The 20,491-nt window shown below is 68.9% G+C and carries 17 protein-coding genes, 1 tRNA gene and 1 pseudogene; 14 read left to right on the top strand and 5 right to left on the bottom strand.

The features are described 5' to 3' along the window. The first annotated feature begins 120 nt into the window (after positions 1–120). The 4 genes from OG306_RS34270 (at position 121) to OG306_RS34255 (ending at position 6,440) form a co-directional block, all read left to right on the top strand. Positions 121–1,944, top strand: coding sequence for a sensor histidine kinase (locus OG306_RS34270; protein WP_266750116.1), 1,824 nt, complete (start codon positions 121–123; stop codon positions 1,942–1,944). A gap of 1,916 nt (positions 1,945–3,860) precedes the next feature. Then, positions 3,861–4,988 carry an alpha/beta hydrolase gene (locus tag OG306_RS34265; protein ID WP_266750115.1) on the top strand — a complete coding sequence of 376 codons (1,128 nt, stop codon included), beginning with the start codon at positions 3,861–3,863 and terminating at the stop codon, positions 4,986–4,988. A 3-nt stretch (positions 4,989–4,991) separates the two neighbouring features. Then, entirely contained in the window at positions 4,992–5,921 is a 930-nt protein-coding gene (locus tag OG306_RS34260; RefSeq protein ID WP_266904808.1) for a DUF998 domain-containing protein, read from the top strand. A gap of 12 nt (positions 5,922–5,933) precedes the next feature. Further along, on the top strand, positions 5,934–6,440 hold the full coding sequence (locus OG306_RS34255) for a hypothetical protein (protein ID WP_266750112.1): 507 nt from the start codon (positions 5,934–5,936) through the stop codon (positions 6,438–6,440). Between the two features lie 659 nt (positions 6,441–7,099). Here OG306_RS34255 and OG306_RS34250 read toward each other — a convergent pair. Together OG306_RS34250 and OG306_RS34245 are read right to left on the bottom strand one after the other, a co-directional pair. Next, positions 7,100–7,519 (bottom strand): CBS domain-containing protein, encoded by a 420-nt coding sequence (locus tag OG306_RS34250; protein WP_266904810.1) that lies wholly within the window; start codon positions 7,517–7,519, stop codon positions 7,100–7,102. 243 nt (positions 7,520–7,762) lie between these two features. Continuing rightward, entirely contained in the window at positions 7,763–7,933 is a 171-nt protein-coding gene (locus OG306_RS34245; protein WP_266750108.1) for a hypothetical protein, read from the bottom strand. Positions 7,934–8,190: 257 nt separating this feature from the next. Here OG306_RS34245 and OG306_RS34240 point away from each other — a divergent pair, with 257 nt between their 5' ends. From OG306_RS34240 to kdpA, 7 genes are all read left to right on the top strand, one after another. Further along, a complete protein-coding gene (locus tag OG306_RS34240; RefSeq protein WP_266750107.1) occupies positions 8,191–8,778 on the top strand; it encodes a hypothetical protein in 588 nt (195 codons plus the stop codon). Continuing rightward, the gene (locus OG306_RS34235; RefSeq protein WP_266750105.1) at positions 8,775–9,347 is read left to right on the top strand and encodes a signal peptidase I; all 573 of its coding nucleotides are present in this window, start codon (positions 8,775–8,777) and stop codon (positions 9,345–9,347) included. The genes OG306_RS34240 and OG306_RS34235 overlap by 4 nt, the downstream gene beginning before the upstream one ends. A gap of 40 nt (positions 9,348–9,387) precedes the next feature. Then, positions 9,388–9,729 carry a transposase family protein gene (locus tag OG306_RS34230; RefSeq protein WP_266750104.1) on the top strand — a complete coding sequence of 114 codons (342 nt, stop codon included), beginning with the start codon at positions 9,388–9,390 and terminating at the stop codon, positions 9,727–9,729. A 124-nt stretch (positions 9,730–9,853) separates the two neighbouring features. Beyond that, positions 9,854–9,943, top strand: a complete 90-nt coding sequence (gene kdpF / locus OG306_RS34225) for a K(+)-transporting ATPase subunit F (RefSeq protein WP_266750103.1) — start codon at positions 9,854–9,856, stop codon at positions 9,941–9,943. Then, on the top strand, positions 9,943–12,108 hold the full coding sequence (gene kdpB / locus OG306_RS34220; protein WP_371666045.1) for a potassium-transporting ATPase subunit KdpB: 2,166 nt from the start codon (positions 9,943–9,945) through the stop codon (positions 12,106–12,108). Before kdpF ends, kdpB begins: the two co-directional genes overlap by 1 nt. 15 nt (positions 12,109–12,123) lie before the next feature. Continuing rightward, positions 12,124–13,023, top strand: a complete 900-nt coding sequence (locus OG306_RS34215; RefSeq protein ID WP_371666044.1) for a potassium-transporting ATPase subunit C — start codon at positions 12,124–12,126, stop codon at positions 13,021–13,023. A gap of 2 nt (positions 13,024–13,025) precedes the next feature. Next, positions 13,026–14,678 (top strand): potassium-transporting ATPase subunit KdpA, encoded by a 1,653-nt coding sequence (gene kdpA / locus OG306_RS34210; protein ID WP_266904814.1) that lies wholly within the window; start codon positions 13,026–13,028, stop codon positions 14,676–14,678. A gap of 270 nt (positions 14,679–14,948) precedes the next feature. On the opposite strand, the gene OG306_RS34205 is transcribed toward kdpA, so the two are convergent. Next, positions 14,949–16,280, bottom strand: coding sequence for a phosphoribosyltransferase family protein (locus tag OG306_RS34205; RefSeq protein WP_266904815.1), 1,332 nt, complete (start codon positions 16,278–16,280; stop codon positions 14,949–14,951). Positions 16,281–16,643: 363 nt separating this feature from the next. On the opposite strand from OG306_RS34205, the gene OG306_RS34200 reads away from it, so the two are divergent. Together OG306_RS34200 and OG306_RS34195 are read left to right on the top strand one after the other, a co-directional pair. Continuing rightward, positions 16,644–17,123 (top strand): Hsp20/alpha crystallin family protein, encoded by a 480-nt coding sequence (locus tag OG306_RS34200; protein WP_266750097.1) that lies wholly within the window; start codon positions 16,644–16,646, stop codon positions 17,121–17,123. 189 nt (positions 17,124–17,312) lie between these two features. After that, positions 17,313–17,708 (top strand): hypothetical protein, encoded by a 396-nt coding sequence (locus OG306_RS34195; protein ID WP_266750095.1) that lies wholly within the window; start codon positions 17,313–17,315, stop codon positions 17,706–17,708. A 137-nt stretch (positions 17,709–17,845) separates the two neighbouring features. On the opposite strand, the pseudogene OG306_RS34190 reads toward OG306_RS34195, so the two are convergent. Then, a pseudogene (locus OG306_RS34190) lies at positions 17,846–18,231 on the bottom strand (transposase); the annotation flags it as partial. On the opposite strand from OG306_RS34190, the gene OG306_RS34185 reads away from it, so the two are divergent. Then, positions 18,178–19,842 (top strand): hypothetical protein, encoded by a 1,665-nt coding sequence (locus tag OG306_RS34185; RefSeq protein ID WP_266752759.1) that lies wholly within the window; start codon positions 18,178–18,180, stop codon positions 19,840–19,842. The pseudogene OG306_RS34190 and the gene OG306_RS34185 sit on opposite strands and share 54 nt — an antisense overlap. A gap of 123 nt (positions 19,843–19,965) precedes the next feature. On the opposite strand, the gene OG306_RS34180 is transcribed toward OG306_RS34185, so the two are convergent. Beyond that, positions 19,966–20,053, bottom strand: a tRNA-Leu gene (locus tag OG306_RS34180). Positions 20,054–20,491: the final 438 nt, after the last annotated feature.

Genomic DNA, 20,491 nt, shown 5'->3' with positions numbered 1-20,491 from the left:
GCTGCAACTGAGAGCCCGACCACGACGTGGTGCGCCGAGCGAGGGCGGCCGCGCTCGCGGAGGCCGCACCCGCGTCGTGGCCCGTACCGGCATGACACGAGAGACGGACGGTTGGGACCGATGAGCGCCGCGAGAGGCACCCTGCACCTTTACCTGGGGATCGCCCCGGGTGTCGGGAAGACGTACGCGCTGCTCGCCGAGGGCCGGCGGCTCGCCGAGTCCGGCGTTGAGGTCGTCGTCGGGCTGGCGGAACTGCACGACCGCAAGGACACGGCAGCACAACTGAACGGCCTGGAGGTCGTACCGCCCCGGTGCATGCCCTACCGCGGTACCTCGTTCGACGAGATGGATCTGCCCGCGATCCTGGCCCGGCATCCGCAGGCCGTCCTCGTGGACGAACTCGCCCACACCAACGTGCCGGGCAGTCGGCACGACCGGCGCTGGCAGGACGTGGAGGAGCTGCTGGAGGCGGGCATCGATGTCGTGTCGACGCTCAATGTCCAGCACCTGGAGAGCCTCAACGACGCGGTCGAAGACATCACCGGCACCGCCGTACGCGAAACGGTCCCGGACGAGGTCGCCGTTGCGGCCGGGCGGGTGGACCTCGTCGATATCGGCTCCGACGCCCTGCGCGAGCTGATGTCCCGCATCTACGCCCCTGGCACCGCGGACAGGGCACTGGCCGGCTACTTTCGCCCGGGGAACCTGGCCGCCCTGCGCGCCCTGGCCCAGCAGTGGCTCCACGACCACTCCGGCGACCGAGCAACGGCCCCGCCCGCGCACGACGGCGGTCCTGGGGCCGCTCCACCCGGCGAGCGGATCATCGCCGCACTCACCGGCGAGCCCGAGGGTGAACACGTGCTCCGCCGTGCCGCCCAATTCGCAGCGGACAGCCACGCCCAGCTCATCGGCGTCCACGTCCGTGAACCCTCCGGCCTTGCCGAACCCGACCCGCCCTGGCTGGAGGGCCAACGCCGCCTCCTGACCGAACTCGGCGGCCGCTATGCCCAGATCGCCGGAACCGACGTGGCCCAAGCCATCCTCGACTTCGCCGAAGCGGAGCGGTCCCGCAACCTGGTCCTGGGCGCCAGCCGCCGCACCCCCGGATACGAACTCCTGCACGGCTCGGTGATCAGCCGCGCCATCCACCGGGCCGGGCCGGTCGAGCTCCACGTCATCCCGTTCCGCCGGCCCCCCAAGCGGCCTCTCACCGCCCGACTACCGCACCTCAGCCGCCACCGGCGGGTGCCCCTGCCTCCTCGGCGTGCGGCCGTCGGCTGGCTGCTCGCCGTCCTGGCACCGCTCGCGGTCGCGGCGGTCCTGCTCCCGGCCCGGGCCACCCTCGGGCTGGCCGGAGCACTGTTCTGCACGCTCCTGGCCGTCGTCCTCACCGCCGTCGTCGGCGGCATCCGCCCCGCCGTCACGGCCACGGTGATCGGCTTCCTGGCCGCCGACGTCCTCTACACCCGCCCCTACCACAACCTGCGCATCGGCCACCTGATCGACCTGGTCGCACTGCTTGCCTTCGCCGTCGTCGGTGCCACCGTCGGGCTCCTCATCGACATCCTGGCCAGACACGGGCTCCAGGTCGCCCGCTCGCAGACCGAGGCCGAGAACCTGGCCCGCCTGGTCGCCGATGTCATCGCTGACGGCCCACGGACCCCGGCGGAGCTGGTGGACGCCGTGCGCCGCACCTTCGACCTGGACGCCATCGCCCTCCTGCGCCCCACCGAAGCGGGCTGGCAGACAGAGGCCGCAGCGGGCGGCCCACTCCCCGCCACTCCCGACGAGGCCCCGTTCAGCGCCGAGCTCTCCGACGGCCGCGTCCTTGTGATGGCAGGCGGCAGGCTCACTGCCCGTGACGCGCAACTCCTGCGTGCCTTCGCCACCCAACTGCGCCTGAACCAGGAGAAGATCCAACTCGATCGGCTGCACCGCGGCTGATCGGGTCGATCCATTGGCGGCGCTGTGCCAGTGTACTGGGCGAGCTCGTCGCCGAGTCGGCGCAGGGACTCGCCCTGAGCCGCCTGTTGCGCCCCGAAATAGAAGCCGACCAGGGCTGCGGTGAGTGCCTTCAGGAGGTATGTGTTGCCCTGACGTAGCCGTCCCGACACGGCGCCGAGGCGCCTCCGGGCCGGGTGTCACAGGCGAAGGCGACGAGCGCGTCCCACTCGGCGTCGCGGTCGAAATCCGTCTCCGGCTTCCCGGGACGAGAAACATCGGAAGGCGACATAGCTGCTCCCATCGCTCGGCAGCGCTCCTGCCACCAATACAACGCCGAATGCCGGGCGCAGCGAGACGCGCGCACACAGGCCCGGTCCCGTGCTCCCCCCTTCGCCCACCTGTGGTCTCAGTCCGTCAACCCCGTGTCCATGGCCTGGTGGCACGTGAACCATGCGTCGCGCGCCCTGGCAATGGACTCGACATCACCGGCGCTGCTGCGGACGCGGGCTGCGGTGATGTCGTTGTCGGGACTCCGAGTAGGGCCGAATGCGGCCAGCTGGGGGTGGGTGGAAGCGGGCACCTGTCCGGTTCGTGGTACCGGGTAGGGAAGCCATCAGCCGACGACATCGAGGTCGAGGTCTGCAGCTGGACGCGGTGCTTCGACGCGGCGGTGTCTGCTCCACAGTCGTTCCGATCGCGGTTGCCGCGACCTGCCGTGGCTCTGGCACCGAGGCGTCGTTGCTGTTGCCCGCGGCCGATCGACCGTCCCAGCCAGCGACGGTTGCCGCGTTTTGCTGCCAGTGCAGGCCGCAGATCCTCTCCCGCAGATTCGATGCACATGCCCTGCGCCCCGGGAGGGGGCGGTGCGCTGTCCAGCGCGCAAAGTTCGTGGCCGGGGGGCCTTGACCCCTGATCTTGAACACGGGTTATGCGGCTTCGGCCAGCGTAGTTGATGTTGTTCGGAGTGCTCGCTCGTAGGCGATGGGGCTGTGATGTCCGAGGCGGGAGTGGCGTCGGACGGTGATGTAGCGGTGCAGCCAGCGGAAGAGGTCCAGGTGGGCCTCGCGCTCGGTGTCGCCGTGGATGCGGTGGCTGGTGGCATTCTGGGCAAGGACGAAGCCGAGGGCGCGGCGGTTCGATGGGCATGGTCCTCGTTGCGGTCCGCGTCCTGTTCTTCCTCGCTCTGGGTCGTGCCACCATCCGACCCTCGGTCTGAAGCTCGAGATGAGCCTGCTGCTCGGACATCCGTTGATCGCCGTCCTGTTGCTGCTGGTCAAGGCGGTCCAGCTCGGCTGAGCCGGGCCACGAGAAAGCTGGTCCTTTCGTCCCTGGCCCAGTGCCATCCGGCCTACTGACCTCCGCCTCTGTCTGCCAGACACTGGCAATATGGATACGCGGACGCGCCGGCGCAGCGCAGCGGCATGAATCGGCTGCCGACAATCGTGCTTGCACGAAGAACGCGTGGGCCCTGCCGACAGGATCAGGCGGCCGAGAAGAACAGCAGACCGAAACGGAGGTGGCTCCGGAGTCGGCGGATCGAGGGTTGTCGGACGAAGGTCGACCAATGGCGGCGACATGTTGAGCCAGCTCTTCTTGAACACTGCGGACGCCGCAAGGGTGCTTTGCGTGCTTCTCCTGGCGTATGAGCTGCCCGGTCTCATCGCCGTTGACCTTACGTGCCCGACCAGCGCGGCCTGCGGACAGGCCTGCGGCAAGCGCCACCACGAGATCCGGGTACGGCGGGACGGTGGCGTTGACCTCGCGGCTCCTTCGGTGGGTGAGACGTTGGACTCGGATGGCCTCGCCCCTGATCACGTCGCAAGCGCCCCTGGTGCTTTTCAATTCTTCCGCTCGGCCGGCAGTCCTTCTGTCGTGCCAAGGCTGCACGCGGCCCAGCATCCGGCCGCAACGGTCCCATGACCGGCGCCGGCACGGTCCGTGCGGCCGAGGTCATGGAATTGACGGGCTGGCCCTTCCTGGCCGTCCTGTGCGCATGCTCGATCGCGTTGATCACCGTGACCATGATGCTGTGGAACCGCTGGCCGGCACGCTGGGCATTGGTTCTGCGGCTGGGGTGCCTGCTGCTGCTCATGATCACCGGGGCTGCTGTGTCGGCGGATGTCGTCAATCGCGAGTTCGGCTTCTACGCCTCCTTCGACGACCTTCTCGACCGGCTGCCTCCCGTCGCCGTGACGCATTGCCCAGGCGGGAGTGACGGTGCGACTCCCGGACTGGTACGGGGCCGGATCGAGCGCGTCCGTCTGGCCGGTTCCGACTCCGGTATCTCCCGAGAAGCGCTGGTCTACCTCCCCGCCACGTACGCGTCACCGGTGGGTGTCCACCGGCGCTTCCCTGTGATCGAACTGTTTCACGGTTACCCGGGCGGGCCCGGCAACTGGCAACGCCGTCTGGGCCTGACCGGCGTGCTGGACCAGGAGATCGCTGCGGGCTGCATGCCGCCCGTCATCGTCGTCGTCCCGACGGACAACGATCCGGGGCATGACGGGGAATGTATGGACGCCGTGCGCGGCCGCCGCAACGAGACCTACCTGGCAGTGGACGTACCAACCCAGATTTCCGCCCGTTACCGGGTCATGGCCGCACCCAGGAGCTGGGCGACAATGGGTTACTCCACGGGCGGGTTCTGTGCTGTCAACACCGCCTTCCACCACCCCGCACGGTACGCCGCCGCCGCATCTCTGTCCGGTTACTTCACTCCGGTCACCGACGCCTCCACCGGGGACCTGTACGGGGGCAGGCCCGGCGTGCGGCAGTGGAACGACCCGCAATGGCAGGCCGCCCGCCACCACGCCGACGTACCCCTGTACGTCGTGGCGGGACGAGCCGACCCGGAAGCACAACGCGCCATTGAGCACCTGAAAGCCGTCGCCCGGGGCCACCCTCCCATCACCACAGGTGAATCCCCGGCAGGCGGACACAACTTCAGCGTATGGTCCAAGGCATGCCCGGCCGCGTTCGAGTGGCTCGCCGCCCACCTCCCGCCGGCCACGCCCTTGCTCCCACCCCCGCATCCGGGCAGGTGAGCCATGGAAGACCGGTCAGAACACCACGCCCGGCCCCACATGTTCCGGCTCGGCGCCATAGGGGGAATGATCGGCGCAATCACCTACAGCTCGTTCCTGTTGGAAGCCCTCTTCCGCACGGGCCTCAACCCGCTTAGCTCCTATATCAGTGAACTCTCCGTCCCCGGCCGCCCGTACGCGTTCCTCTTCCGCACCGGCGACATGATCGCAGGCTGCGGCCTCCTCGTCCTGGCCATGGCCCTTGCCCGGCGGTTGCCCGCCAGCCCCCCGCGTACGTGGGGATGCCTGGCTCTGGCCGTCGGCGCGGCAGCCTCAATCGCCGACGGTCTGTGGCCCATGCCCTGTGCCCCGTCCGCCGCCCCTGCCTGCCGCGCAACCGACAGTACCGACCTGGGCCAGCAGCTGCGGCAGGTCCACACTCTGTCGAGCCTGACGGAGTTCACCGGCGTGATCCTGGCCATGCTCCTGCTGGGCATGGTCCTTCACCGGGCCGGCCGACGCCGCCCGGCCCGGTGGAGCCTCGCCGCAGGCGTCGCCACCGCGTTGCTCGGGGTCCTGGAGATCACCATGGTGCTCACAGGGGTGCGCTGGGTAGGCCTGCCCGAACGCGCACAGGTCCTGCTGGTCTCGGCCTGGTGCGCCGCCATGGCACGCCTTCTGGTGCGCACAACCCCTGCGTGCGCACCTGGGCGTGACGTGATGGCCGTTCCTCAGCACACGTCCCTCACACCCAGCCGCCGCAGCAGGCCCGGTCGGATGTGGCCCCGGCATGGCGTCGGCCAGATAGTCGGCAAGACCGTCAGGGACCTGCTCCGGATGATCCGCTTCGACCACTGGAGGGTGGCGGCCTCACGCGACCCGCGTCGATTGCCCAGGTCCGAAGACCGTCGATCACCGGAATCAGGGCGCAGCAGAGAAGAGATGGAAATGTGACGGGAGGCATTGATGTGGATCCTGCTTCACCCTCACCACGTCGAGCACATAGTGGCCTTTCTTCCGCCGGTGTGGACGAAGGTCCCGGTCCCCGGCCACAGGGGCGTCGCCGCAGCCGTTCTGGCCGTTGCCTTCGCCGCCCTGGTCGTGGGCACATGGGTGCGACGGGCCCGTTTCCGGCCGTTCAAACACCCACAGGCCCGGACCGCCGAGCTGGTCGACACCTCATGGTTTGTCCCCCACGCCCTGGACGGCTTCCCCGAGGAGGCGGTCCGCGCCGCCCTGGAGACCCCGGACACGCCGTCCCTCGACCGCCTGTATGTCGCGTGGGTCCTGGCCACCCACACCCGTGGAGTAGACGCCGCATGGCTGGAAAGGAACCTGGCCCTGACTGCGGACGCGGCACATCTCATCGTTGAAGTTGCTGAGTCACTGCGTGAAGAACCGGCCTCACAGGAAAGCCGCGACCGGTCGGCAGGGCTGCTGTCGCCCTCGGCCGGACGGACGCACGGGCATTGAACGGGAGCCGAAGTCCAGCCCCGAGTTCTCACCACGCCGATGCCTGCGTCTGGCAGGTCCTCGATGTCCGGGTCGGACCGGAAATCGAGAAGTCTTCAACTCCGCAAGGGGGATCTGGTGGTCGTCGCCGAGAGTGGCGGCGCGCCGTTCTGCTCGTCGTCCACGGCGACAAGAGCGCAGTATCCACTGCGGACCGGGGTGCAGGTACGCGCCCGTCACCTCGCGCGCATAGCGGGGGGGGTTCGCTGCGAAGAACCGCAGCCGCAGGTCTTCCTGCGACATCTCCTCATGCATTTGCCGCACCCCGCCCAGGTCCAGCGGGCCGCAGCCCGTATCTCAACGGTGCTTGCCGTCGGCGAACAGTGCGTGGAACGTGTGCAGTCGCTGCGATGCGTCCGGCATCCGCGTCCCCTTTTGTCTCGGGTCGCCTGTGAGGGGCGCGTCACCAGGGTGTGCGGGTGAGGTCGGCCCCGCTGTGGCTCAATCCATCCGGCTTTCGTCTGCTGGTGGAACGCAACGCCGACCAGCGTGCGGCGCAGGGCGTCGTACCACGGTTCCGGCTGCGAGCGCGTCGGCCGCGAGCCGGGCGAGGGTCTTGGGAAGGAGACTGATCGTGGCTCCGACGAGGAGCCTCGGTGTGTCGACTGCGCCCGGCGAATTCAGGTGGTCGCGCAGACGGTCTCGACGAAGTGGCCCACCTGCTCCTCCGGCAGGCTGCGTGAGAGGTCCGACTCGCTGATCATGCCTACGAGGCGGTGGTTTTCGACGACGGGCAGCCGCCGGATCCTGTGCTCTTCCATGGTCCGGAGGATTCGGTCGCTGTCGGCGGTGGCGTCAATCGTGATCGGCTTGCCTCGCTCGAGCTGGCCTGCGGTCCTGGTCCGAGGGTCCTTGCCCTTGGCGAGGCACTGCACCACGATGTCACGGTCGGTGATGATCCCGTGGAGACGATCGTCCGGCCCGCAGATCGGGAGGGCTCCGATGTCCAGCTCTTTCATCCTGCGCGCTGCGTCCTCCAGCGTCTCGCTTTCCTGGATGCAAGTGGCACCGGCATGCATGATGTCCCGTGCAGTGGTCATGGCCGTCTCCTTCGGTGATCGGCGCAGGGCGAAGAGCCCAAGGCCTGGCCTGCCCGCATTGCATGACTCATTGCCAGTGTGGGCTCTCCGGATGCCGTACGCATGCCGAGGCATGGCCGGCTCAGGGGCAAGGAGGCCGGCCTGTGCAGGAACGCGACCTCCACCGCGCATGGCAGCACCTCAGGGCCTCCCATATTGCGCCGACGTCGCCCTTGGGCAAGCCGCTGGGGCTTGCCCAAGGGGTCAGGGGTTCCAGACCGCCGTGGGCGCCGGCGTCCGTACGTAGTCCTCGAAGGATCGTGAGGCGCGGCCGAGTGCCTCCGGTACGCCGGTGCTGACGTAGTCGTCCTCGCTGAGGCGTATGCCGTCCAGGAAGGCGGATCCGCAGCCTGACCCTGTTCCGCTTATGAGCAAGGCAAAGTCCTGGCCTCGATCAGTGGCCTGGCGTCCGTGCCGCCAGCGAAAGTCACCACCTGTGCGGGCCGGTAGCGCCGACGCCACGGATCGCCGCCGACCTGGCGCGGTGACGGACGCTTCGTTTCCGGTCTTCGACCCTCCTCGGGGAATCGGGCCTCCATCAGATCCGGATTGCGACACGGAGCGGCACCGCCGCAGGCAAGACAGGGGGAGACAATATGCTGCAGTTGCGACGGAATTGAACGGAGTGGGCGATGGCGCGTCCCTGGCTGAGCGTGCTGGCGCAGGTAGTGCCCGTTCCGCTCGGGTTATTGCTCAGCGGTGCTCTGGTCTGGGGTGCGACCAACGCCGACTGGAGTGGGACCAGCAGCAACAGCGGCAACACGTGGGAGTCTGGCTCGCTGGGGCTGGCTAACGACAGCAAGGTGCCCATGTTCCGCATCGACAACATGCGGCCTGGCGACACAGGCTCCAACTGCATCAGGATCAAGTCGAACGCCGGCTTCCCCACTGCGCTCAAGCTGTACAGCAACTCACCGAACTGGCCAAGCAACTTCCAATCCTTCATCAACCTCAAAATTGAGGTGGGCAGCGGCGGCACCTTCGGCGACTGCAACGGCTTCACTCCGCACAAGACTGCGTTCGACGGCACCCTGGACGAGTTCATCGCCCTGTACACCGACTTCCGCACCGGCGTGGGTCCCTGGACCCTGCCCGGCAAGCCACCCAACTCGCTGAGCTTCCGCTTCGCGTGGGAGTTCAGCCGGAGTGCACCCAACAGCTCGCAAAGCGTGGACACTAACGAGGCGTCCTTCACCTGGGAAGCGCGGGAACACGAGTGACTCTCCCAAGTGACCTGGCCGTCAGCGCGCTCCGCCAACCCGCGGCCAAGGGTGCCCCGCATCCGATCCGCGTGGTCACCTCGGTCATCTCACGTACCGTGCTCGGCTCGATGGTTGGGCTGCTGGTGTGGGCCCACTTGCCCGTGGTGGCGCTCGGCTGGACAGCGGGCGTGGTGCAGTCCGGCTCCATGCGTCCCGCCCTTATGCCGGGCGATGTCGTTCTCTACCAGCCACCACCGCATGACCGCACACCGGCGGTGGGCCAAATCGTGCTGGCCCAGGACCCGACCCGACCCAGCCGCCTCGTCACCCATCGGGTCTACCAGGTACTTCCCAACAACGACCTGATCACCAAAGGTGACGCCAACTCCGCACCGGACTCCACCCCGGTACGGCCCACGGCAGTCCAGGGCGTAGCACGATTGCGCGTGCCCTGGATCGGGTTGCCAGTCCAGCTCTGGCGCGCCAAGCAACCCGTGCCCGAGGCGATCGTGCTGCTCGGACTTGCCATTCTGCTCGCGCTTGCCGCTCTGCCACTGCACAGCCGCAGCCGCAGCCGACACAAGTAGCCCCGGTGGCTTCCTGAACGACGCGCGATATCACTGAGGCGTGCGACGAGCTTCAAGGCAGACCTGGCCGCGGCACGCACCAGCCTCCGAAGAACGATCCGAGAGGAGAACAGGAGCCGCCGATCTCGGCTTCGGCAACCTGGACGACGACCCCGACGACCCGGTCATCGTCACCGGCCGCCGGGCGACCCGCGGCCATCCGCTCACCGGCGCCCAGAAGGAAGCGAACCGGTTGGTCAGCCGCGAGCGAGCGGCGAACGAGCACGGCGTCGCCGACCTGAAGAACTGGCGGATCCTCACCAAGGCCCGCATGAACGCCCGACACGCGACCACGCTTCTGCGGGCTCTCCTCGCACTGACGAACGGCGAGGTCCACCACTGACGGACGATCAACTCCTACCGATCACCACACCCACGACCGGCACGAGCATCCCAATCTCGACTCATGCCAGCCCCGGGACCTGCAATTTCAAGATGAAACACGCTCACTGAAGGAGCGGGAGACCATGAGTGTCGAGAACGCCGCCGGCTTGGCAGTCGCAGCAGCCCTGGTGGCCTACCTCGTTGTGGCTCTGATTTTCCCGGAGAAGTTCTGATGCCGTCCGCTGTTCCGGCCGGGCCGGCCGTCGAGGTGACCCCGGGGCCGCCCGCTCCCACCGGCCCCGGCAAGGTGGGCGCCGGGGTGATGGACCCGAAGCAACTCCTCCTCGCGCTACCGGAGGCGCTGCGCAAGCTCAACCCGGTCACTCTCGTGCGCAACCCGGTCATGTTCGTCACCGAGGTCGGCGCCACGCTCACCAGTGTGATCGCCATCGCTCACCCCAGCGTGTTCGGGTTTCTGATCGCCGGTTGGCTCTGGTTGACGGTGGTCTTCGCCAACCTCGCCGAGGCGGTGGCCGAGAGCCGGGGGAAGGCGCATGCCGACACGCTGCGCCGCGCCCGGAAGCTGACCGCCGCACGCCGTCTGATCGGCTGGGAGCACGGCACGCCGGAAACCTCATACCGCGAAGAGGAGGTGGCGGCCACTCGACTACAGCGTGGTGATTTCGTCGCCGTCGCGGCCGGGCAGGTGATCCCCGGCGACGGGGACGTGGTCGAGGGCGGAGCGAGCGTGGACGAGTCGGCGATCACCGGCGAGTCGGCGCCCGTCATCCGCGAGGCGGGCGGCGACCGCTGCGCGGTAACCGGCGGTACCGTCGTGCTCTCCGACCAGGTGGTCGTGCGGATCACCCAGCAGCCCGGTGAGAGCTTCCTGGACCGGATGATCCTGCTGGTCGAGGGCGCGAACCGCCAGAAAACCCCGGGCGAACTGGCCCTGACCCTGTTGCTGGTGATGCTGACCTTCATCTTTCTGATGGCGGTCGTCACGCTCCAGCCGATGGCGATCTTCTCCAAGCACTACAACGCCGCCGCTCACGACACCGCCGTGCTGAACGCCGACGGTGTCACCGGCCTGGTACTGGTATCACTGCTGGTCTGTCTGATGCCGACCACCATCGGCGCGCTGCTCTCCGCGATCGGCATCGCCGGCATGGACCGGATGGTCCAGCGCAACGTCCTGGCCATGTCCGGCCGCGCGGTCGAGGCGGCAGGGGATGTCAGTACCCTGCTGCTCGACAAGACGGGCACCATCACTTTCGGCAACCGCGAGGCGTCGGAGTTCCGGCCGGTCGGTGAGATCCCGGCACAGCGGCTCGCCGACGCCGCGTTGCTGTCCAGCCTGGCGGACGAGACACCCGAGGGGCGTTCGATCGTCACCTACGCCCGCGCGCGCTACCAGGTCACAGAGCAGGACACCGCGGGAGCCGTCTGGGTTCCGTTCAGCGCCACCACCCGGATGTCCGGGATCGATCTGCCCGGCGGCCGTCAACTGCGCAAGGGCGCCACCGCCGCGGTCGCGGACTGGGTCGCGGAACACGGCGGCAGCGTCCCGCTCGTGCTGAACACGGCGACCGACCAGGTGTCAGCTGCCGGAGCAACGCCGCTGGCCGTCGCCGAGCGCGACGACAGCGGCACCGCGCGGGTGCTCGGCGTCATCGAACTGAAGGACGTGGTCAAGCCAGGCCTGAAGGAGCGGTTCGACGATCTGCGCCGGATGGGCATCCGGACCGTGATGATCACCGGTGACAATCCGATGACGGCCCGGGCGATCGCCGCCGAGGCCGGCGTGGACGACTTCCTCGCCGAGGCCACCCCGGAGCACAAGCTCGACCTGATCAAGCGCGAACAGGCCGGCGGACATCTGATCGCGATGACCGGCGACGGCACCAACGACGCGCCGGCGCTCGCCCAGGCGGACGTCGGAGTCGCGATGAACACCGGCACGTCGGCCGCCAAGGAGGCCGGCAACATGGTCGACCTGGACTCCGACCCGACGAAAATCATCGAAATCGTCGAGATCGGCAAACAGTTGCTGATCACCCGGGGCGCGCTGACCGCCTTCTCGATCGCCAACGACATCGCCAAGTACTTCGCGATCCTGCCCGCGATGTTCATCGCGGCCTACCCGAGCCTGCACACCCTCGACGTGATGCACCTGCACTCGCCGATGTCCGCGGTCCTGTCCGCCGTTATCTACAACGCGACGATCATTGTCGCCCTGATTCCGCTCGCCCTGCGCGGCGTGCGCTACCGGCGAACCAGCGCCTCTGCTCTGCTCACCCGTCACCTTTGGATCTACGGCTTGGGCGGGATCACCGTGCCGTTCCTCGCGATCAAACTGATCGACACCGCCTTCGTCCGATTCATTCCGGGGATCTGAGCAGAGGATCTGACTATGAGTCGACTGATCGCCTGGCTGCCCCAACTGTCGACCGCAGCCCGGGTACTTCTGCTACTCATCCTGCTCACCGGCCTGGTCTACCCGCTCGGCATGACCGCACTCGCGCACCTCCCCGGGCTGCGAAACAGCGCCCAGGGCTCCCCACTCACAGGCGCGGACGCCCGCCAGGCCGGCAGCTCGCTGATCGGCCAGGCCTTCACCGACAGCCAGGGCAACGCACTGCCGGGCTACTTCCAGTCCCGGCCGTCCCACGCCGGCAGCGGCGACGGCTACGATCCGACCGCCTCCGGCGCAAGCAACCTCGGCGCGCGCAGCATCGTCGACACCCTCGCTACCGGTGCCGATCCCAAGTCTTTCAAACCCAGCCTGCTCACCCAGGTCTGCGCGCGCAGCAAGGCCGCGGGCGAGCTGGAGCACGTGGACGGCTCGCGCCCGTACTGCACCAGCGACGGCGTCGGCGCGGTGCTCGGCGTCTACTACGACGGCGGCCCCAGCGGCACCGTCACCAAGGTGGTGAGCCTCAACCAGGCATGCCCGGCCAAGCCGTTCCTGGCGTCCTATCAAGGCGTGCCGGTCGTCTGCGCCACCCCCGGCGAGGACTACAGTGCCGCGGTCGCCGTGCCCGTGCGCGGCAACGCGCCGGCCCACCCCGCCGTACCGGCGGACGCGGTGACCGCCAGCGGCAGCGGCCTCGACCCCCAGATCAGCCCGGCCTACGCGCAGCTGCAGATCCCCCGCGTCGCCCGCGAGCGGCACACAAGCGAGGACGCCGTCCGACAACTCGTCGACCACTACACCACCGGACGGCCGCTGGGCATCCTCGGCGAGCCGGGCGTCAACGTCCTTCAGCTCAACCTCGCTCTCGACCGCACCTACCCGAAGCAAGGGGCCTGACCATGGCAGCCTGGATGCAGGCCACTCTCGTCATCGCCCTCGTGGTCGGGCTGCACGTCCCGCTCGGCGACTACATGGCCCGCCAACTCGACGGCGGACTCCACCTTCGGCTCGAAAGAGTTCTCTACCGGGTCTGCGGCATCGACCCTGACCGGGAACAGACCTGGAAGCACTACCTGCTCGCACTGCTGGCCTTCTCCCTGCTCAGCATCGCAGCGCTGTTCGGACTGCTCACCCTGCAGTCCGACCTGCCCTGGTCGCTCGGTCACGGCGGCATGCCGTGGCGCACCGCCCTCCACACGGCGGTCAGCTTCACCACCAACACCAGCTGGCAGAACTATGTCCCCGAGACCAGCACCGGCCACTTCGTGGTGATGGCCGGCCTCGGCGTCCAGGCCTTCGCCTCGGCGGCGGTCGGCATCTGCGCGGCGCTGGCCCTGATCCGGGGCCTGGTCCGGCACAGCACCGAGGAGCTCGGTAACTTCTGGGTCGACCTGATCCGCACCATCTTCCGCGTGCTCGTGCCGCTCGCCGTGGTCGCCGGCCTGCTGCTGATCGGCCTCGGTGTCGAACAGAACCTGGCGGGCGCGCACACCGTCACCACCGTGACGGGTGGCCGGCAGACGCTGATCGGCGGTCCGGTCGGCTCATGGGAGTCCGTCAAACTCTTCTCCGGTGACGGCGGCGGCTTCTTCAACGCCAGCAGCGCCCACCCGTTCGAGAACCCGAACGCGGTCAGCAACCTGATCGAGATCGTGCTGATGCTGCTGATCCCGACCGCCTTCATCCGCACCTACGGCCGGATGATCGGCAGCCTGAAGCAGGCTTGGACCCTGCTCGCGGTGGTCGGCATCCTGTTCGGCCTGCTGATCGGCTGCGCGTCGCTGGCCCAGCACTCCACGCACAGCGTCGTGGCGGCGGCGGTCGGCGGGAGTTACGAGGGCACCGAGACCCGCCTCGGCGTCCCCGGCAGCACCCTCTTCGGGGTCTCCGCCGCCGCCACGGCGGACGGCGCGGTCGGCGCCTCCTACGACAGCTTCTCCAGCCTGGGCGGCGGGGTGCTGCTGGTGGCCATGATGCTGGGCGAGATCGCTCCCGGCGGCACCGGCAGCGGGCTGTACGGACTGCTGATGGCCGTCATGATCGCCGTCTTCATCGGCGGCCTCATGGTCGGCCGCACCCCGGAGTACCTGCGCAAGCGACTCGACGTCGCCGAGATGCGCTACGTCGTCCTCTACGCGCTGGTCGCGCCCACGGTGATCCTGACCTGCACGGCGATCGCCATCGCACTGCCCCAGGACGGGGCAGCCGACATGGGCAACCCCGGGCCGCACGGCCTCACCGAGCTGATCTACGCCTACACCAGCAACACCCACACCAATGGCAGCTCGATGGCCGGCTTCAACGGCGCCACCGCCTTCCACAACGGCCTGATGACACTCGCCATGCTGCTGGGCCGGTACGCGACCATCGCCTTCGTGCTCGCCCTCGCGGGAAAGCTGGCCGTCCAACAGCAACGTGTCGTCACCACAGGCACCCTGGCCGCCTCCGGCATCAACTTCATCACCCTGGCCACCGGTGTCGCGCTGATCCTGGCCCTGCTCAACTTCCTGCCCGCACTGGCCCTCGGACCACTCGCGGAGGGACTCGCATAGGCACGCTGTCCCGTCGCGACGCGGCCTCGCCGGAGGCCGTCGCCCACACGGTCGCGCCTGCGGCCACAACCATCACCCAGCACTCAGGCCGGCGGCGCTGCCACCTGCGGCCAACCGCTACCTGTCAAACCTGGACAGCTACCTGGCCGCGCTCCCAAGCACGGCCTCCAGCCTCCCGTGCGCCACCGCTGCACCGATGGCCACACCTGGGCCGCACATGCCCCCCGTCCCGCCTGAGCACCCGCCTGTGACCGGAGCACGCGTTCAGCCTCAGGCCCCCGCGTGGGGAACCGGGGTCATGTGGTCGGTGAACCAGTCACGGGCCAGATCGGTGACCTTCTCCAGAGCACCGGGTTCCTCGAAGAGGTGGGTGGCGCCGGGGACGACCGCGAGCCGGTTCTCGCAGCGCAGCCGAGCCTGTGCCTCGCGATTGAGGTCGAGCACCAACTGGTCGTGGCCCCCGACGATCAGCAGCGTGGGCGCCGTCACCGCCGGCAGCCGTGGCCCCGCCAGGTCGGGCCTGCCGCCCCGCGAGACGACCGCGGCGATCCGCGCACCCGGCTCGGCGGCCGCCCACAACGCGGCTGCCGCGCCGGTGCTGGCGCCGAAGTACCCGACAGCGAGCCCTTCGGTCTCCGGCTGTCCCAGCAACCAGCCGGTGGCGTCCGCCAGACGCCGGGCCAGCAGTCCGGTGTCGAACACGTTGGCCCGGTCGATCTCTTCCTCCTCGGTGAGCAGGTCGAACAGCAGGGTGCCCAGCCCGGCCCGATTCAGTCCGGCGGCCACGAACCGGTTGCGCGGGCTGTGCCGACTGCTGCCACTGCCGTGCGCGAACACCACGACCCCGCTCGCGCCCTCGGGCACCGTCAACTGCCCGCGCAGCACCACCGCACCAGCCCGCACCTCCACCTCCCGATCCTCGAGCACGGCGTGACGCGACTCGGTCCGGCGGGTGCTCACCGGGCGGGCGGCCGCCTCTTCCAGACAGGCGACAACCTCATCGTCGTCGACCTGACAGAAGTCGATTGTGTAGAACTGTCCGACCGCGAAGAAGTTCCGCGGGGTTTGCAGGCATATCAGTTCGTCGGCCTCCTCGCCAAGCCGTGCGGTCCAGTCGTGAGGTGCCACGGGGACGGCGAGCACGATCCGTGCAGCCCCGCGGGCGCGGGCGATCCGGCAGGCCGCGCGCGCCGTCGACCCCGTGGCCACCCCGTCATCGACCACCAGCACCGTACGGCCCTCCAGCCCGATCGGTTCCCGCCCGCTCCGGTACCGCTGGGCACGGCTCTCCAGCACCTCCCGCTCACGGGCCTCGACCTCAGCCAGCTCATCCGGGGTGATGTGCGCCGTACGTACCACGTCATCGTTGATCACGCGTACCCCGCCCTCGCCGATCGCTCCCATTCCCAGCTCCGGCTGGAAGGGCACGCCCAGCTTCCGCACCAGGCAGACATCCAGCGGCGCGCCCAGCGCCTCGGCGACCTCTGCGGCGACCGGAACCCCTCTGCGGGGCAGGCCAAGGACCACCACCTCAGCCCCCTTGAGGTGCGCCAGCCGGGCGGCCAGTTGCCGGCCGGCATCACGACGATCCATGAAGAACACGATCCGACCTCCTCGTCCCGGAGGAACGGTGGGCGACGAGTGCGCCCGTACCTCCATCCTCGCCCCTTCGCTGGTGCTTCTTACGCAGGCGGGCACGCGTGAGGCCGTACTCGACGGGACCTGTCCGGGGTCCACGAGCGCTTCGAGGTGACGGTCTGCGCCTCTCTCACCGAGCAACTGCCTACCGGCGACATCACGGCGGTCGGCTCGAAATGAGTGCGGCAGTCCAGGTTCCGGCCTCAGGACCGGATCGCTCCGGCGGCCTTCGTGCGATACATCGGTTCTCGCCCGATTCGCGAGGCGATAGGCAGGCACGCAGCATGGAGGGGTACCGGAATCGTCGTTATGCGGAGGTGAACCGCGATGGGTCTTCCAGTCGTACACCGCAGGCCCGGCCGTCTTATGGAACGGCCGTTCCCCTCTCTGGGCTGGGGCGAGCTGACCGCCGCCGAGTTCGATGACCTCTTCGAGCGGATGAACCGCTTCCTGGGAGCCGTCGGCACCGAGCCCTCCGCCGGGGCATGGTCGCCCCTGGCCGACCTGCACGAGACGGACGACGCCTACGTGGTCGAGGCGGAGCTGCCCGGGATCGAGCGTCAGGACATCGACGTCGAGATCAGCGACCGGGAACTGCGCATCACAGGGGAGTACAAAGAATGTGAGCGCGAGGGCGCCCTGCGCCACAGTACGCGGCGCACCGGGCATTTCGAGTACCGGGCGCTGCTGCCGGCGGACCTCAAAGCCGAAGAGGTCACGGCGGCGCTGTCCGGCGGGGTACTGACCGTCACCGTGCCCAAGGCGCAAGCGGTCAAGCCGCACCATGTCGAGATCGCTCAAGCCTGAGGCATGTACGGCGGTGGGGGCAGTTCCCAGCCCCCACCGCCTGGAAAGAGACCATCCGATTCCGGGAGAACTCGGTGGCACCGGGCTGCGGTGGGGCCGACCGGCCCCTGTGCGGTCCGGGTGTCACCGACCGTCGGCACCTGGAAGGGGGCGGGGGAGCGTTGCCGGCGCCGAGCCTCGGAGCGTTTCATGGCGGGTGTCTACGCACTCATCGATCCCGACGGACGGCTGGAATTCCGCGACGGCGTCCCGGACCGGATGCTGGGAAACTCAGACCCGCAGCACGGGGCCCCCGTGGCCTTCACCATTCAGCGCGCCGCATGGGGCGGCAACGGCCTGCAGGGCCACATCGGCAACGTCTCCTGTTTGGCCGGCACGTATCCGCCGAACCGCATCGCCACCGGTGTCGTGGCCGCCCTGGGCGGCCCGCAGGAGTACATCTTCGGCAACCTGACCGTCTGCGGCAGTCAGAGTTTTTCCGTCAGCGGGAAACCATACTTTCTCTGCGCCCTCACCGAGGCACAGCAGGACCTCATGGGTGATGTCCACACCGCCGTCTTGAAGAGAGCCGTCAACGGCCCGTAGCCGAGTGGCAGCAACTGTGCATGGTCTTGCCGGTAGGTGTCCACCGAGAGCCGCCGATGTCACATCCGGCTTTGAGGGGGTCTTTCGCGTGCACCCGGGTGCTGGCGAGGCGGTAGACACCTCACGATGCCAACGTGTCAAGCGGCGGCGGCGAGTTCGGTGGGGAACGCGGTGTGTTCGTCGACCAGCCTTCGGTGCTGGAGGCAGTGGTAGAGCTGTCCGACTCATGCGGTTGAAGAGGTTGCGCTGGGCGGCTGCGCGCCAGTCGCCGTGCTCGTGTCGTCGGCGGTAGTGGGCGTTGGCTCCGGCAGACGCTCGGAGTGAGGGGAAGCCCCAGAGGTATCCGGCGTGGTTGAGCCGGTCGTTCTTCACCCATCGCCTGGTGATGGCCGACTTTTTTACCGGAGGCCCTGGTAACGGGCGAGGAACCCGTGTACGCCTTCAAACCGCGGGCGTCGGCGAAGCGGGTGTGGTCGTCCCCGATCTCAGCCAGGATCCGGGCGGCGAGCTGGATGCCGAGCCCGGCCTGTTCATCGCCATGACCCTGGACTCCTGGCGCAACCAGGGACGCGTCGTCCTGGCCGAGGTCGCCGACATCCTCGCCCAGCAGCTCACCGCCGCCGCACGTGCCCAACTCGCCCTGCCCGCCTGGCCGGACGACGCCGACGGCTTCGAGTCCGCCTACCTGGCCGTGCGGCGCACCTTCCACGCCGCCGAAGCGGTCATGGACCCCTCCCCGCTGCCCAAGCGCCGCCTCCCGCGCGCGGAGGCCCTGCGTCTGGAGCGGGAGGCCGACCCGGAGCAGCTCGCCGCACGCCGCCAGCTGCTCGTCGAGGTCACCAACCGCATCGTCGAAGCCTCCCTCGCCCCGGCCAGAGCCGTCATCGAGGAATTCTGGGACGGCTCGGCCGCCGTCGACGCCACCCCGATCCGGACCTTCTCACGCGGCGTCAGCGCCACCGGCCCGGACACCGCCACCGACCCCGACGCCGCCTGGTACGTCCGCGAAGGCAACCACCGCGACCCCGCAACCACCCCGCAAGCGGGACGCGACTCCCACCACGGCAATAGAACCAAGAAGAAGGCCAAGCGCTACCTCTTCGGCTTCGAAGCCACCCTCGTCGTCACCGGCGACACATCCAGCACCCCGCCCAGCGGCACCCCGGCAGCCGCCCGCGATCACACCCGGCACCTGCCCGCCCTCGTACTCGCCTTCACCGTCCACAAACCCGGACACGACCCCGCCGGCAACGCCATCACCGCACTGCGGGACATGCGGCGCCGCAACTACCCCACCGGCTGGCTCGCCGCCGACCGCGCCTACAACGCCGCCCTGCCCGAGAACTTCCACATCCCCGTCCGCGACCTCGGCTACCGTCCCGTCTGGGACTACCGCATCGACCAGCTCGGCATCCAGGGCACCCACGCCGGCGCCCTCCTCATCGACGGTACCTGGTACTGCCCCAACCTCCCCGAAGCCCTCACCACCGCCACCGCCGACCTCCTCAACAAAAAGATCGACAAGAACACCTGGCGCGCCCGCATCGACGCCCGCGCCTCCTACCGCCTGCGCCCCAAGCCCCCGACCACCGCGGCGCCCAAAGGATGCTCTGCCCCGCGGCAGGCACCCACCCCACCGTCGCCTGCCCGGTCAAACGCCGCAGTCTCGGCCGGAACCCCCGCCTGCCCCTCATCGACGTCACCCCCACCCCGGCAGGACACCCAGAGATCTACCGCCGCGAGTCACTCACCTTCACCCGCGACATCGGCATCCGCCACTGGCAGGAACTCGACCACGGCCTCGCCCCCCGGGTCCACCACTACCTCCGCCTCCGCAACCGCGTCGAGCACTTCAACGGCTACGCCAAGGACCACGAAGCCATCGAACGCTCCCGCACCCGCCGCATCCGCGGAATCGCCGCCCAGTCCCTCCTCCTCGCCTTCCAGATCGCCCACGCCAACCACCGCAAACTCGCCGGCTGGCTCGACACCCTCCAGACCAACGGCCAACCCGCCCGCCGCCGCCCCTCCAACCGCCACAAACTCAAAAACCCCCATAACTGGACCCTCAACGGCTACCTCCCCGACACCACCCCGGGAACCTGACCCACCCCACCCCTCACACCCCACCTGAACAGCACAAACACATCTGGCCCTCTGCGAACCCGCAGAGGGCCAGATCACGTCCACCACAACAACAAAGCCGGTCAAAGCGACAAAGTGTCGCTTTGACCGGCTCTATTTGGTCGGTTGACCCTGGTGTCCGAGGGGGGACTTGAACCCCCACGCCCGATAAAGGGCACTAGCACCTCAAGCTAGCGCGTCTGCCATTCCGCCACCCGGACCAGGTGGTCGGCCCCGGTTTCCCGCGGCGACATGGAAAACAATACCAGGGGTTCGGGGTGGCTCTCACCTGCGTTTCCGGTGGTCAGTGCGGTGCGCTGGGCATCCTCGGCGCGATCCGGCGGACTTCCCCCCGCCACGTGTGCGGTCCGTCGCGGGTCGCGCACGCAGGGTGTCGAGCGCGACCCACCCCCGGGTGGCAGCCTGCATCGCCCTGACGCTGAGGCAGCCGGGGAGGCCGCGGGTGCGGGACACCGCCCCGAATCCGCAGCCGATCAGCCGGGAAGTCGTCCGACCTGTCGCCACAGGCACCGTACGCTCCTGGTGGCTGCCGTGGAGCGTACGGTGCCTGACGTCACCGGGCGGGCGCTTGCGCCGCTCCCCGGTCTCCAGGAGTCCGGGGTGAGGCGCGGACCGCCCCTCCAGCGCCGCCGATGGTC

The sequence above is a fragment of the Streptomyces sp. NBC_01241 genome (assembly GCF_041435435.1).
In the GTDB taxonomy this organism is placed as follows: Bacteria; Actinomycetota; Actinomycetes; order Streptomycetales; family Streptomycetaceae; genus Streptomyces.
This window is presented reverse-complemented; position numbering and strand designations above follow the sequence as displayed.